Genomic DNA, 14,718 nt, shown 5'->3' on the forward strand with positions numbered 1-14,718 from the left:
AGGCAGTCCCATGCGAACGGATCTTCAAGACGATTATGAACAGCGGAAGGGATGGATAGGCGCGGCGGCCCAGCCTTATTTCTTGATCGAACCGACGGCGATCGAATCGACGTCGCGATCGAGCGACAGGCCGATCACCGGGACCATCTGGTCTTCCACCTTCACCGAAATGGTGATGTTCATCTTGTTGTCGCCGCGCACGCTGGCAACCATTGCACCATTCAGTCTGGCGCGATTGATGCCCATCACAACCTTGTCGCCGTTGACCGAACCCGAAACGATGTCGAGGCCCTTGCCTTCGGCGCCATCGAGAAATTTGCCGGTATAGCCGTTGCCGGACTGGGTGATCACTGCAGACATCGGCTGCTGGAACACGCCGACGCGGCACGTGCCGTCAAGCTTGATGCCCGTGTCGCCATCCGGAGACGGCGAGCCGGTCAGGTTGCAGCTGAATTTTGTACCCTTGTACTTGCCGGCAACAATCTCGCCCGGCCCCTTCCAGGCACCGGCGATGGACTGGAAGAATACCTGATCGCGCGAAGCGGCTTCGGCCTGAGGGGCAAACGCGGGGGCCGCGGTCGCCAGGGTCAGGGCGGCAAGTCCGCCGAAAAGCGAAAGGAAGCGCGAATGCATGAGACTTTCCCCAGGAAGATCCGCCAAAAGCGGTAATGTTTGGTGGGGCTGAAATTAAGCGAGAATGGTTAACCGTTCGTATCTTTGGGGTGTTTGCAAGGCGCCGCAACAGGCCTATTCCCGGTCGTCGGTACGGCCTGCAGCAACGATATCGGAGAGAAAATCGCCAATTCCGGGACGCGGCAATGCACGGAACGGCAGCGGTCGGCAGAGATCCATGGCCGCAATACCGATTCGCGCCGTCAGCAAACCGTTGATCACGCCTTCACCGAGCCGCCGCGACAGCCGCGAGGCAAGCCCATGTCCGAGAACCTGCTGCGCGAGCCCGTCTCCGACAGCGATCGAGCCCGTGACGGCAAGATGCGCAATCACGTCGCGCACCAGCCTGATGAGGCCGAGCTTTCCCGGCCGTGCGCCATAAAGTTCTGCCATGGCGCGCACCAGACGCGTGACTTCGAACAGAACATAGGCGAGATCGACGACGGCGCGGGGGCTGATGGCGGTCACCACCGCAACGCGCTTGGATGAATTGAGGATAAGCGCGCGCGCCCTGCGGTCGAGCGGTGTCAGCAGCTCCCGCTCCGCGAGGTCGAGAAGATGCGGCCCATCGATGATGTCATCCTTCGTCTGGTCGAGAACGGCGCGGCCCTTGGCCGTCTCCGCGCGATGGCTGAGGAGTGAGGTAAGACGCGCAATCACCTTGCGTGCTGGGTCGGCCTGAATGGAGCCGGAAGCCTCCTCGGCCTCTGCCTTCAGGTTCTGCACCGCCGCAAGCTTGGCGATGCCCATGACTTCGCGCCCGACGACGACGAGGAGAGCGAAAGCGGCAAGAGCGAGCGCCGCCATCGCCGCATAGCCGAGCCAGTCGGCCCGGCTGAAAAGGTCGCGAATGATATTGTCTGCCCAGAGTCCGAAGGCGAGCGACAGGAATGTGCCCATTGCCGCAGCGGCAAGCCCGGCAAAGGAGAAGCGTTTTCTCAGGCGCGGCGTGGCGACGGGAAGTGCTGCGGCAGCAAGCTCCGCATCGGCCGAAAACGGATCGTCTGCCTCCGGCAACACCTTGGCTGTTTCATCGAAGCTTTTCGGGCTGCGCGAAGCTAGAGGTGCGGAGGCTTCCGCTCTCGGTTCCTCCTCGACCGAGAAGGATGCGGGCCGGCGGCGATTGGGATTTTTCGGATTTCCTGTGCTGCTCGGGCTCATGCGAGGCGGTCTCCGATCAGGAACTGCAGGGCGCGGTCGAGCCTGATATGCGGCACCGCAAGCTTGATGTCGCCGGGCCCGGTTTCCAGCGCCGGCGGCCGGAAGCGTACGAAATTGATGTCCGGAAGATCCGGGCTGTCGCTATCGAGCGTCCGGAACATCTGGTCGGGATCTTCCGGCAGGTCACCGGGAAAGATCGCCGTCGTCTTGATCCCGTCGAAACGCTCGCCATTGATCGTCTCGCCGGCAATCGGCGTGCCGACGATGACGGGCAGCATGTGGCCGTCTTCCTTGACCCTTGCCTCGCGCGTGGCGCGCACGGAGGCGATCGCCATTACCTCGAAACCGGCGCCGGACAGTCCGATCCGCTTGATCGCGCGGTCGACCAGCCGGCCGGTCAGCCGCTCCAGCCGGTCGTGGCTTTCATGATGCAGATGGTCGGCCTTCGTCGCGGCGATCAGCACCTTGTCGATCCTGCGGCCGACCAGTGAGGAGAAGAAGCTGTTATGGCCAGGGCGAAAACAGCCGAGAACGTCGGCCAGCGCGCGCTCCAGGTCCTGCAGCGCCTCGGGCCCGCGATTGATCGCCTGGAGCGCATCGACAAGCACGATCTGCCGGTCGAGCCTGGCAAAATGGTGCCGGAAGAAGGGTTTGACCACGACGCTCTTATAGGCTTCGTAGCGCCGTTCCATCATCGCCCTCAGCGAGCCTTTCGGCGCCGGTGTGTCCGGCAGGCCGGGCAGCGGTGCGAAAGTCAGGGCCGGCGAGCCCTCAAGATCTCCCGGCATCAGGAAACGGCCGGGCGGCAGCGTCGACAGCGACCGCTCGTCGGACTTGCAGGCCTTGAGATAGGCGGAAAACACCTCGAAGAGCCGCCGTGCCGTCATCTCGTCGGCAGGCCCATCCATGTCTGTCGTCGCGGCGAACGACAGCCAGTCGCGCGCCAGCTCCCGGCGGATGCCTGTGCCGGCCAGCTCGACGGTAGCCTGGCTGAACTGCCGGTAATCCTGGCTGAGCAGCGGCAGGTCCAGAAGCCATTCTCCCGGATAGTCGACGATGTCGAGCGACAACCGGCCCGGCGAAAACAGCCGGTTCCAGCCGCTGGCGCTCTGGTAGTCTATGGTCAGCCTCAGTTCTGAGACGGCGCGGGTTGAATCCGGCCAGATCCGCTCTCGCACCAGGGCGTCGATATGGTCCTCGTATTGGAAGCGAGGCACCGCATCGTCCGGCTGTTCCTCAAGCCTGACCTTCGATACCCGCCCGGATCGCAGCGCCTCCACGAGGGGCAGGCGTCCGCCATTCAAGAGATTGTGCACGATGGACGAGATCAGCACCGTCTTGCCGGCGCGCGACAACCCGGTCACCCCGAGACGGATCGTCGGGTTGACGAGGCCGGACGCACGGTCCGCGAGATTGTCTAATGCGATCAGTGCATCGTCAGTAAGGCTGGTCAGCGAAGGCGCCAAGGCGGGATCCCGAGTGATGTTTCACCCTATATAGGCAGGGCTCGCCGGCTCGCAACGTCGTGATCAGGACTTCAGGAGATCGATCAGCGCCCAGTTGTTTTCGGAGGTCGGTGTCTGGACGTAATCGAGAATGGTCATGGCAGCAGTCGGATAGCCACCCGGCATGGCCGAACGCCGCGCGCCGCCGCCGATCAGCCCCTCCAGCAACTGATCGATCGACGGATTGTGACCGATCAGTAGGACCGACCGGGCAGGGCGCTGGCCGGAAATCACCGTCGCGTAGATTTCCGGTGTGCCGTTATAGAGTTCGTCGATGAATTGCACTTCCAGCGTCTCGCCGAGCCTTCGGCGGACGATTTCAGCTGTCTGACGACAGCGCATCGCCGTCGAGCTGATGATGCAGTCGGGGACGTAGCGCAGGTCGGCCGCCTTGTCGGCAACGATTTCCGCCTGGGCGTAGCCGGTTCCGTCCAGCTCTCGGTCGAAGTCGCGCCCGCCCTGCGCTGCAGAGGCAGCCTGTGCGTGGCGCATCAGGTAGATACGGAATGGTTCAGGCTCGATCATCTTTGTCTCACAAAGTGCAATGCCGAGTAAAAGACCTAGCGTTGCTTGGGGTTCGCGGTCAACTGCGGTCGATGCGAGCCTGAATCGCATTTCGGAAGCCGGCTATCCATGTCTCGATCGGAAAAGCATAAAAATTAGCCACTTAGCTGATTTTTGTGACAGTTTTAAAACTGCTGCAAATCTGGGCGAAAGGCTTGAATGAGGACTGGTTAATGGAGTATAGGGGCCGCAAGAGATGTTCTTCAGGAGAATCGCGTTGAGTGAGAAGATCGATCTTAGTAATTATGTTCTGTCGGAAAACGACGAGTTCATGAATGCCAATCAGAAGGCCTATTTCAGGGCAAAGCTGATTGCTTGGAAGAATGACATCCTCCGGGAGGCGAGGGAAACACTCGACCATCTCGCGGAGGAAAGCGCCAACCATCCGGACCTTGCAGACCGCGCCTCTTCGGAAACCGACCGTGCAATCGAATTGCGCGCCCGCGACCGTCAGCGCAAGCTCATTTCCAAGATCGACGCCGCGCTTCAGCGGATCGAGGACGGGACCTATGGCTTCTGTGAGGAAACCGGCGAGCCGATCGGCTTGAAGCGGCTTGACGCGCGTCCCATCGCAACCCTGTCGATCGAGGCGCAGGAGCGTCACGAGCGACGGGAAAAGGTCTATCGCGACGAGTAATGCTCGGGCGGCAGCCTCAATACTGAAAAAAAGAAAAGGCACGGCGTCAAAGCCGTGCCTTTTCTTTTGGCATGTTTGCGCGCCAAAGCCTTGTTCGGAGCCCCCTTCAGGAACGATGTTGTCTGGTAGAAAGGCGCGGTCCGAGGGGAAGCGCACGCGCCGAGGCAAGGCAGGATACGGGGACATGTCGGAACTGACGATAAAGAGGCGTCGGCGATCCTGAAGGATCGCTCGCTCACCTGGCCCGCTACTTGTCGCGGCTGGCTGACATTTCGCCAAAGATGCGAGCGACCTCGGACTGCAGTGTCGGGTCGTTTTTCGGTGCGGCCGCCGCAGCCGGCGCCCCGGCTGAACCGACGGGCATCCCGGCGTCTGTTGCGCCCGGCAGGGCGGGGCGGCTCGCGCGGGCAGCCGCGGCATCGCGCGCCGCCATGTTGTTTTCCATCTCCTGCTCGAGGATCTTTTCGAAATCGCTTCCGAGCGGCGACGTCGCCCTGTCGCCTGCCGCAGATACCGGCGACGACACGTTGAGTGCCGCCGCAGGGGCAGGGCGCGCTACGGGTGCCGGCTGCGGCGCTGGCCGCTCGGCAAACACGCGATCACGCTCACTGTCGAGCAGTCGGGCGGCATCGTCGATCAGAGGCTGCCTGGCGACGGGCTCGGCACGCGATACGGGAGTTGTCGAAGATACCGCATCCCTGGAGTCGACCACTGGAGCGGCGACAGAAGGCTCGACACGGGACGGGGCGACGGCAGGCACAGGCGGTGCGACCGTACGGGCATCCAGCCGCGGATCGCGAATGGCAGGCTCACGCACAGGCTCCGGGCGCGGCGGCACGGGCGGAACAGGCCTTTGGCTATCCGCAGCAATGGCACGCGGCGCGGCTGCGGCGGGCAGGGCCTGTATCGGCGCAGGCTCCGGCAGGCGTTCCTCGGTGCTTTTCGAAGCGCTGGTAATCCGGCTTTCGACGACGATATCGGTCGGCCCGCCGATCATGATCAGATGCTCGACATCGTCTCGTCGCACCAGAACCAGTCGCCTGCGCGTGTCGACTGCGGCGGCATCGAGCACCTGCAGGCGCGGCTGGCGATTGCGGCCGCCGCGCACGAAGGGCGACGGACCGCGGCGGCCGCGCACTATCCACAGGATTCCGACGAGGCAAAGGAGAGCGAAGCCGACCCCGATCACCGCCACGACGAGCCGGCTGCCATAGTCGCCCATTACGTCTGCCAACATCTCTCGTCACTCCTGATGCGTGTTATCCCGCTGAACAGACTATTTTTTCCGGGGCGAGGCAAGGCTCGCGGCCATCCGTCAACGCTAAAATGTGTCTCGTCTGCATCTCAAATAGGGCGGCTCTGCGGACTGTCTCGCCTTTTGTGGTCTTATGGAGCTTTTTGCTTCATCTTCAAATTGCTAAGAGAGAGTCGCGGACGCCGGATGTGGCCGTTCGCGGCGCGAACGGATGCGCCACGGAACGTGAGGTATTGATGACGAGTTCGCCGAAGGCCGGCAACGACGAAGCGCCCCTGGTCAATCGCGGGGCCCGCGGCGGAACACTGCTGCGGATCATTCTCCTGGCCGTCGTGTTGCTGGGTGTCGCCATCGCATTCGTGGTATTTCAGCAGGCGCTCGACAATGAGGTCGTGCTCGGCCTTCTGGGCATCCTGGCAATGGTCGGGATATTCTTCATCGTCTCCTCGCTGATCGGCCTTGTGGAAGTCATGCCGCAATCGCGATCCGACGAACTTGCCCGCAATTTCCTGGCAAGCCATCCCGATGGCATCGTGGTGACCGACGCCAAGGGCCGGGTCGTCTATGCCAATGCCGCCTACGGCCGGATGACCGGCGCATCGAGCGGTCGCAACGTCCAGTCGCTCGAAGCGCTTCTGTCGAAGACGCGCGAATCGACCGAAGCTCTCTACAGGCTGACGGCCGCCCTGCGCGAAGGCAAGGAAGGCCACGAAGAGTTCCGCCTGCTGCAGCCTCTCGGGCGGACAGCAGGCAACGGTTCCGATGCACATTGGTACAGGCTGAAGGCGAGGATACTCGGGGCTGCCGGTCGTGATGCACAGGACATCTGGGAAATTACCGATATCACCTCTGAGCGCGACGATCAGGAGCGCTTTTTCCGCGAATTGCAGAACGCCATCGACTATCTCGACCATGCGCCGGTCGGCTTCTTCTCCGCTGGCCGCAAGGGCGAGATCTTCTACATGAACGCGACGCTCGCCGAATGGCTGGGCCTCGACCTTACCAAATTTACCCCGCAATCCATGACGGTGTCCGATCTCGTGGCGGGCGAGGGCATGGCACTTATTCAATCCGTTCTGCCGGCTCCCGGCCTGCGCCGCACCGAAACGCTGGAACTGGACCTTCGCCGCACCAATGGCCAGAGTGTGCCCGCAAGGCTCGTTCACAGCGTCAGCGCCACCCGCGACGGCGCGCCGGGCGAAAGCCGTACCGTCGTTCTGATGCGCACCAAGGGCGCCGAGGACGATCAGTCCGCTTCGGCCATGCGGTTTACCCGCTTCTTCAACAACACGCCGATGGCGATCGCCTCGGTGGACGGCAATGGCAAGATCCTGCGCATCAACGCACCGTTCATTCGGCTGTTTTCTGGCGTCGTCTCTCGCGATGAAGTAGAGGCCGGAGGCGCCCAGCTGGAGCGGATCGTCCATGAGGCCTCTGCCGCCTCGATGATGGAGGCACTCGCCGCCGCCAAGGATAGGCAGGGCGATATCGCCCCGATCGAGAGCCGCCATCCGGCCGACGAAAATCGCTATGTCCGTTTCTACGTTAACGCCGTCATCGACGAGGGCGACGAGGCGCCGGAAGAGGTCGCGATCGTCTATGCCGTCGAGACGACCGAGCAGAAGGCGCTCGAGACGCAGATGGCGCAGACCCAGAAGCTCAACGCCGTGGGCACGCTGGCGGGCGGTATTGCCCACGATTTCAACAATGTGCTGACCGCAATCCTGTTGTCGTCCGATCACCTCCTTCTGCAGGCGCGCCCCTCCGACGCGAGCTTTGCCGACCTGATGGAGATCAAGCGCAATGCCAACCGCGCCGCGGTTCTGGTGCGCCAGTTGCTGGCCTTCTCGCGCAAGCAGACGATGCGGCCTGCCGTCCTCAACCTGACCGATGTCGTCGGCGACCTGCGCATGCTGGTCGACCGGCTGATTTCCGGCACCAATGTCAAGCTCGACGTCGATTACGGCCGTGATCTGTGGACGGTGCGCACCGACCTGTCGCAATTCGAGCAGGTGCTGATCAATCTCTGCGTCAATGCCCGCGATGCCATGCCGAAGGGCGGCCTGATCCAGATCAGGACCCGCAATGTCTCGGCACAGGAAGCGGCCGGCTTCCAGCAGGCCGATCTTCCTTCCGAAGATTTCGTCATGGTCGAGGTCTCCGACAACGGGACCGGCATCCCGCCGGAGATCATGGACAAGATCTTCGAACCCTTCTTCACCACCAAGGAAGTCGGCAAGGGCACCGGGCTTGGCCTGTCCATGGTCTATGGCATCGTCAAGCAGTCGGGCGGCTACATCTACCCGGAATCGGAAATCGGTCGCGGCACCAGCTTCCGCATCTTCCTGCCGCGCTATATCCAGGAAATTCAGCCGGTCACCGCTGCGGCGGCTGGCACGGAAGCCGGCGCCGATGGCGCGGCAAAGCCGTTGGTGCTTGCTGCCGCTGCGACCGAATCCGAGCCGGTCGACCTCACTGGAAAGTCTGCCGTCGTGCTTCTGGTCGAAGACGAGGAGGCGGTTCGTCGCGGCGGCAAGCGCATGCTGGAAACACGCGGCTATACCGTTCACGAGGCGGGCTCCGGCACGGAAGCACTCGACATCATGGACGAACTCGAAGGCAAGGTGGATATCGTCGTCTCCGACGTCGTCATGCCCGAAATGGACGGGCCGACGCTTCTGGCGGAACTGCGCAAGTCCTATCCGGACCTGAAGTTCATCTTCGTCTCCGGCTATGCCGAGGATGCTTTCGCCCGCAACCTGCCTGCCGATGCCAAGTTCGGCTTCCTGCCGAAGCCGTTCTCGCTGAAGCAGCTGGCCGTCGCCGTGCGCGAAATGCTCGATTCGGAATAGGGTAGGCCGGTCTGGCACCATGAAGTCGCCGGCGGCTCGCCCGCCGCGAAATCTTTGATTTCAATCGATGTTTCCACAGCTCTTGCAGACGTGAACATTACTGGAACGCAGAGCGAATAACGTTTTTTATGCAAGGACTTGAATGGCGCTTGCAAAATGAGAACAAAATGAGTACGAATATCCCATCGGCTGCTTCATTGCTTGCGCGGCGGCAATAACCTAAAGGTGGGATCTCATGGCACAGAACACATTGCGGCTCGTAGAGGAAAAAGGCGTGGACAAGAGCAAGGCGCTCGAAGCAGCACTCTCACAGATCGAACGTTCCTTCGGGAAGGGCTCGATCATGAAGCTCGGACAGAACGAACAGGTGATCGAGATCGAGACGGTTTCGACCGGCTCTCTCAGCCTGGATATTGCGCTCGGCATTGGTGGCCTTCCCAAGGGTCGCATCATCGAAATCTATGGTCCGGAAAGCTCGGGTAAGACGACCCTTGCGCTGCAGACCATTGCTGAGGCCCAGAAGAAGGGCGGCATCTGCGCCTTCGTCGACGCGGAACATGCGCTCGATCCGGTCTATGCCCGCAAGCTCGGCGTCGACCTGCAGAACCTTCTGATCTCGCAGCCCGACACGGGCGAGCAGGCACTCGAAATCACCGACACGCTGGTCCGCTCCGGCGCCGTCGACGTTCTCGTCGTCGATTCGGTCGCGGCCCTGACCCCGCGCGCTGAAATCGAGGGCGAGATGGGTGACAGCCTTCCCGGCCTTCAGGCCCGCCTGATGAGCCAGGCGCTGCGCAAGCTGACCGCCTCGATCTCCAAGTCGAACTGCATGGTCATCTTCATCAACCAGATCCGCATGAAGATCGGCGTCATGTTCGGTTCGCCGGAAACCACGACCGGTGGCAACGCGCTGAAATTCTATGCCTCCGTCCGTCTCGATATCCGCCGTATTGGCCAGGTCAAGGAGCGCGAGGAGGTCGTCGGCAATCAGACCCGCGTCAAGGTCGTCAAGAACAAGATGGCGCCTCCCTTCAAGCAGGTCGAATTCGACATCATGTATGGCGAAGGCGTCTCGAAGACCGGCGAACTCGTCGATCTGGGCGTCAAGGCCGGCATCGTCGAGAAGTCGGGTGCATGGTTCTCCTATAACAGCCAGCGCCTCGGCCAGGGTAGGGAGAATGCAAAGACCTTCCTGCGCGACAATCCGGAAGTCGCCCGCGAGATCGAGATGTCGCTGCGGCAGAATGCCGGCCTGATCGCCGACCGCTTCCTGCAGAATGGCGGCCCGGATGCCAATGACGGCGATGACGCCGGAGACATGTAATCGTAAATTGGACATGGGCGGTTCCGCCGCACTCGGGAAGCCTTCAAAGGGTTTCATTGCCGCCTATGCTTGCCGGTCGCCATCGAAAGATGTGCGGCCGGTTTTCTGTTCGGCTGGACAGTCGGGAATGTCGGCGATACAAGCCTCTGGACTTCAAATACTGGTACCGCAGCGGCGGTTGAAAAGGGCGTAGCATGAGCGGCGTGAATGACATCCGGTCGACCTTCCTCGACTACTTCAAGAAGAATGGCCACGAGGTTGTGGATTCGAGCCCGCTCGTCCCCCGTAACGACCCGACCCTGATGTTCACCAATGCCGGCATGGTGCAGTTCAAGAACGTCTTCACCGGCCTTGAAAAGCGCAGCTACACGACCGCCACCACCTCGCAGAAATGCGTGCGCGCCGGCGGCAAGCATAACGACCTCGACAATGTCGGCTATACGGCCCGCCATCTCACCTTCTTCGAGATGCTCGGCAACTTCTCCTTCGGCGATTATTTCAAGGAACAGTCGATCGAGCTTGCCTGGAAGCTCGTCACCGAAGGCTTCGACCTGCCGAAGAACCGTCTTCTCGTCACCGTCTATTCCGAGGATGAGGAAGCCGCGACGCTGTGGAAGAAGATCGCCGGCTTCTCCGACGACAAGATCATCCGCATCCCGACCTCTGACAATTTCTGGCAGATGGGCGATACCGGCCCCTGCGGTCCCTGCTCGGAAATCTTCATCGACCAGGGCGAGAACGTTTGGGGCGGCCCTCCGGGCTCGCCGGAAGAGGATGGCGACCGCTTCCTCGAATTCTGGAACCTCGTCTTCATGCAGTTCGAACAGACGGCACCCGGCGAGCGTTCGCTCCTGCCGCGTCCGTCGATCGATACCGGCATGGGCCTCGAGCGCATGGCCTGCGTGCTGCAGGGCAAGCAGAGCGTCTTCGATACAGACCTGTTCCGCACCCTGATCGGCGCCATCGAGGATACGATGGGCGTCAAAGCCGAAGGCAGCGCCAGCCACCGCGTCATCGCAGACCATCTGCGTTCGTCTGCCTTCCTGATCGCCGATGGTGTCCTGCCGTCGAATGAAGGCCGTGGTTACGTGCTTCGCCGCATCATGCGCCGCGCCATGCGCCATGCGCAACTCCTGGGTGCGAAGGAGCCGGTCATGTACAAGCTGCTGCCGACGCTCATCCAGGAGATGGGCCGTGCCTATCCTGAACTGGTGCGTGCCGAGGCATTGACCTCGGAAACGCTGAAGCTCGAAGAGACCCGTTTCCGCAAGACGCTGGAGCGCGGCCTGACCCTGCTTTCGGATGCCACGACGGATCTCTCCAAGGGTGACATGCTGGATGGCGAGACCGCCTTCAAGCTTTACGACACCTATGGCTTCCCGCTCGACCTGACCCAGGATGCGCTGCGCGCTCGCGAAATCGGCGTCGATATCGCCGGCTTCACCGACGCCATGGAGCGCCAGAAGGCCGAAGCCCGTTCGCATTGGGCCGGTTCCGGCGACAAGGCGACGGAAACGATCTGGTTCGAACTCAAGGAAAAGTTCGGCGCCAGCGAATTCCTCGGCTACGACACGGAAAAGGCCGAAGGCGTCGTCCAGGCGATCGTCAAGGACGGCAAGGCGGTCGATAGCGCCGCAGCCGGCGACGAAGTCCAGATCGTCGTCAACCAGACGCCGTTCTACGGCGAATCCGGCGGCCAGATGGGCGATACCGGCGTGATCGCCACGGACAATGCCAAGGTCTCGGTTACCGATACCCAGAAGAAGGGCGAGGGCCTGTTCGTTCACGTCGCCAAGGTCAGCGAAGGCGGCCTCAAGGTCGGTGATGCGGTTATCCTGACGGTCGACCATGCACGCCGCTCGCGCCTGCGCTCGAACCACTCGGCGACCCACCTGCTGCATGAGGCGATGCGCGAAGTGCTCGGCACCCACGTGGCCCAGAAGGGTTCGCTGGTCGCGCCTGAACGCCTGCGTTTCGACGTCTCGCATCCGAAGCCGATGACGGCGGAAGAACTGCAGCGCGTCGAGGACATGGCCAATGCCATTATCCTGCAGAATGCCAAGGTCACCACCCGGTTGATGAGCGTCGATGATGCGATCGCCGAAGGGGCCATGGCGCTGTTCGGTGAAAAATATGGCGATGAAGTTCGCGTCGTGTCGATGGGCACCGCGATCGACGGCGAAAAGGCCGGCAGGCCCTATTCGATCGAACTCTGCGGCGGCACCCACGTGTCTGCGACCGGTGATATCGGTCTTGTCCGGGTCCTGTCGGAAAGCGCAGTGGGCGCAGGCGTGCGTCGCCTCGAAGCCGTCACCGGCGAGGCTGCCCGTGCCTACCTCTCCGAGCAGGATGATCGCGTCAAGACCCTCGCCGGTGCGCTGAAGGTACAGCCCGTCGATGTCGTCTCCCGCGTCGAAGCGCTGCTCGACGAGCGCCGCAAGCTCGAGAAGGAACTCGCCGATGCCAAGCGCCGTCTCGCCATGGGTGGCGGTCAGGGCGGTACAGCCACCGACATTCGCGATGTGGCCGGCGTCAAGTTCATGGGCCGTGCGCTGCCCGGCATCGATGCCAAGGACCTGAAGGGCCTGGCCGATGAAGGCAAGGCGTCGCTCGGTTCGGGCGTCGTCACGCTGATCGGCGTGTCCGAAGATGGCAAGGCGAGTGCCGTTGTGGCCGTCACCGAAGATCTGATCGGCCGCTTCAGCGCCGTCGATCTGGTGCGCATCGCCTCCGCCGCACTTGGCGGCAAGGGTGGTGGCGGTCGTCCGGACATGGCCCAGGCGGGCGGCCCGGATGGCGCCAAGGCCGAGGAGGCGATCGAGGCGGTGGCTGCCGCACTCGGCGCCTGAGAAACACAGTCAAAAGCGGGCTCTGCCCGCTTTTGCATTTTGATGGACGAATAGAGGTTGTTGCGCATGGGCATGAATGCCGGCATCGCGGATGAACTGGACGAGACCGTCGAAGGACTTGCCCCGGCACTGTTTGCCGATGCGCCGAGTTCGGTCTCCTTCAACAAGCTGCGCAAGCGGTTGCTGCGACAGGTGCGTCAGGCCTTTGAGGATTTCGGCATGCTGAAGGGTCAGGAGCGCTGGCTCGTCGGCCTGTCGGGCGGCAAGGACAGCTATTCGCTCCTCGCCGTGCTGCTCGATCTCAAGTGGCGCGGGCTGCTGCCGGTCGAACTCATCGCCTGCAATCTCGATCAGGGCCAACCGAATTTCCCAAAGCACATCCTGCCGGATTATCTTGCCTCGATCGGCGTGAAGCATCGGATCGAATATCGCGACACCTATTCGATCGTGAAGGAAAAGGTGCCGTCGGGCGCCACCTATTGCTCGCTCTGTTCCAGGCTGCGCCGCGGCAATCTTTACCGCGTGGCGCGGGAGGAGGGCTGTCAGGCGCTCGTCCTCGGCCATCACCGGGAAGATATTCTCGAAACCTTCTTTATGAATTTCTTCCATGGCGGTCGGCTGGCCGGCATGCCGGCCAAGCTGTTGAACGACGAGGGCGACCTGATGGTGCTCCGTCCACTTGCCTATTGCGCCGAAGACGATCTGGCGAAATTTGCCGCCGCCATGGAGTTTCCCATCATCCCCTGCGACCTCTGCGGCTCGCAGGACGGCTTGCAGCGCAATGCGATGAAGCAGATGCTCGCCGATATCGAGACGCGTATGCCCGGCCGCAAGGATACGATGCTGCGCGCACTTGCCCATGTGAACCCGTCCCATCTTCTTGATCCGAAACTTTTTGATTTCTCCGGCCTGATGGCCGCTCCCGCCGACTGATCTCCCCCAGGCTGATCTCCTATCGTCACATACGGATTGGATTGAAAATGACCTTGCCGCTCGATGTCACCAGACTCGCCGATCTTCTGAAACAGGCGGCAAAGGCGGAAATCCTGCCGCGCTTTCGCCGGCTTGGCGGCAATGATGTGCGCTCCAAGAGCGAGCCCTCCGACCTTGTGACGGAGGCGGACGAGGCGGCCGAGCGGCTGATCCGCCGCGAGATTGCAACGCTCGCACCCGGTGCGCTTTTCATCGGCGAGGAATCGGTTGCTGCCGATCCGACGCTTCTCGAAAAACTGGGCGATGCCGACTTTGCCGTCGTCGTCGATCCGATCGACGGCACCTTCAACTACGCCTCCGGCATTCCGGCTTTCGGCGTCATGGCGGCGGTTGTCTATAAGGGCGAGACCGTTGCCGGCATCATTTACGACCCGATGGGTGACGATTGGGTCATGGCCGAAAAGGGCGCAGGCGCCTATCTGCGCCGGCCGGATGGCGATGCGGTCAAGCTCCATGTCGCCGCCCCGCAGCCGCTTGGCGAGATGATCGGCATGGCATCGGCCGGCTATTTTTTCGGCACCACCCGCGAACAGATTCTCGCCAATCTCGCCAAGGTCAGGCTTTTCGCCAGCTACCGCTGCGCGGCACATGAATACCGCACCTTCGCCAGCGGCCACGTGCAGTTCGCGCTCTACAACAAGCTCATGCCCTGGGATCACCTGGCAGGGACTTTGATCAGCACCGAAGCGGGCGGCTATGTCCGCCGGCTGGATGGCTCGGTCTATTTGCCGCACCATGTCGACGGCGGCCTGCTGGTCGCAACCGACGAGGACAGCTGGAAGACCCTGCGTCGCGAGATCATCGGCTGACATCTCCGGCGAAAGATGCTGCCGCCGGCACCAGACCGGGATGCACAGAGACGAAAAAAGCCCGGCATGACCGGGCTTTTTCTCAAGAGGCATTGAG

At 62.2% G+C, this 14,718-nt stretch carries 11 protein-coding genes; 6 read left to right on the top strand and 5 right to left on the bottom strand.

Features of this window, described 5'->3' with window-relative positions:
• Positions 1-75 precede the first annotated feature (75 nt).
• The 4 genes from NCHU2750_RS08800 to NCHU2750_RS08815 all read right to left on the bottom strand — a co-directional run bounded on the left by NCHU2750_RS08800 (position 76) and on the right by NCHU2750_RS08815 (position 3,863).
• The gene (locus NCHU2750_RS08800; RefSeq protein ID WP_119940091.1) at positions 76-633 is read right to left on the bottom strand and encodes a hypothetical protein; all 558 of its coding nucleotides are present in this window, start codon (positions 631-633) and stop codon (positions 76-78) included.
• Between the two features lie 114 nt (positions 634-747).
• Entirely contained in the window at positions 748-1,833 is a 1,086-nt protein-coding gene (locus NCHU2750_RS08805; RefSeq protein WP_119940092.1) for a YcjF family protein, read from the bottom strand.
• Positions 1,830-3,299, bottom strand: a complete 1,470-nt coding sequence (locus NCHU2750_RS08810; protein ID WP_119940093.1) for a YcjX family GTP-binding protein — start codon at positions 3,297-3,299, stop codon at positions 1,830-1,832. Before NCHU2750_RS08810 ends, NCHU2750_RS08805 begins: the two co-directional genes overlap by 4 nt.
• A 63-nt stretch (positions 3,300-3,362) precedes the next feature.
• Complete coding sequence (locus NCHU2750_RS08815) at positions 3,363-3,863, bottom strand: SixA phosphatase family protein (RefSeq protein WP_119940094.1); 501 nt, start codon at positions 3,861-3,863, stop codon at positions 3,363-3,365.
• A gap of 256 nt (positions 3,864-4,119) precedes the next feature.
• Between NCHU2750_RS08815 and dksA the strand changes: the two genes are divergently transcribed.
• Positions 4,120-4,539: an RNA polymerase-binding protein DksA gene (dksA, locus tag NCHU2750_RS08820; RefSeq protein WP_119940095.1), complete on the top strand. Its 420-nt coding sequence runs from the start codon at positions 4,120-4,122 to the stop codon at positions 4,537-4,539.
• A 247-nt stretch (positions 4,540-4,786) separates the two neighbouring features.
• Here the strand turns inward: dksA and NCHU2750_RS08825 are convergent, their stop codons facing one another.
• Entirely contained in the window at positions 4,787-5,776 is a 990-nt protein-coding gene (locus tag NCHU2750_RS08825) for a flagellar biosynthetic protein FliO (RefSeq protein ID WP_119940096.1), read from the bottom strand.
• Between the two features lie 254 nt (positions 5,777-6,030).
• Between NCHU2750_RS08825 and cckA the strand changes: the two genes are divergently transcribed.
• The 5 genes from cckA to NCHU2750_RS08850 all read left to right on the top strand — a co-directional run bounded on the left by cckA (position 6,031) and on the right by NCHU2750_RS08850 (position 14,621).
• Positions 6,031-8,646, top strand: coding sequence for a cell cycle histidine kinase CckA (cckA, locus tag NCHU2750_RS08830; protein WP_119940097.1), 2,616 nt, complete (start codon positions 6,031-6,033; stop codon positions 8,644-8,646).
• A gap of 235 nt (positions 8,647-8,881) precedes the next feature.
• The gene (recA, locus tag NCHU2750_RS08835) at positions 8,882-9,970 is read left to right on the top strand and encodes a recombinase RecA (protein ID WP_119940098.1); all 1,089 of its coding nucleotides are present in this window, start codon (positions 8,882-8,884) and stop codon (positions 9,968-9,970) included.
• 194 nt (positions 9,971-10,164) lie between these two features.
• Positions 10,165-12,819: an alanine--tRNA ligase gene (gene alaS / locus NCHU2750_RS08840; protein ID WP_119940099.1), complete on the top strand. Its 2,655-nt coding sequence runs from the start codon at positions 10,165-10,167 to the stop codon at positions 12,817-12,819.
• Positions 12,820-12,885: 66 nt separating this feature from the next.
• A complete protein-coding gene (gene ttcA, locus NCHU2750_RS08845) occupies positions 12,886-13,752 on the top strand; it encodes a tRNA 2-thiocytidine(32) synthetase TtcA (RefSeq protein WP_119940100.1) in 867 nt (288 codons plus the stop codon).
• A 47-nt stretch (positions 13,753-13,799) separates the two neighbouring features.
• Complete coding sequence (locus NCHU2750_RS08850; protein WP_119940101.1) at positions 13,800-14,621, top strand: inositol monophosphatase family protein; 822 nt, start codon at positions 13,800-13,802, stop codon at positions 14,619-14,621.
• The last annotated feature ends 97 nt before the right edge of the window (positions 14,622-14,718 follow it).

The sequence above is a fragment of the Neorhizobium sp. NCHU2750 genome, assembly GCF_003597675.1.
Taxonomy (GTDB): Bacteria; Pseudomonadota; Alphaproteobacteria; order Rhizobiales; family Rhizobiaceae; genus Neorhizobium.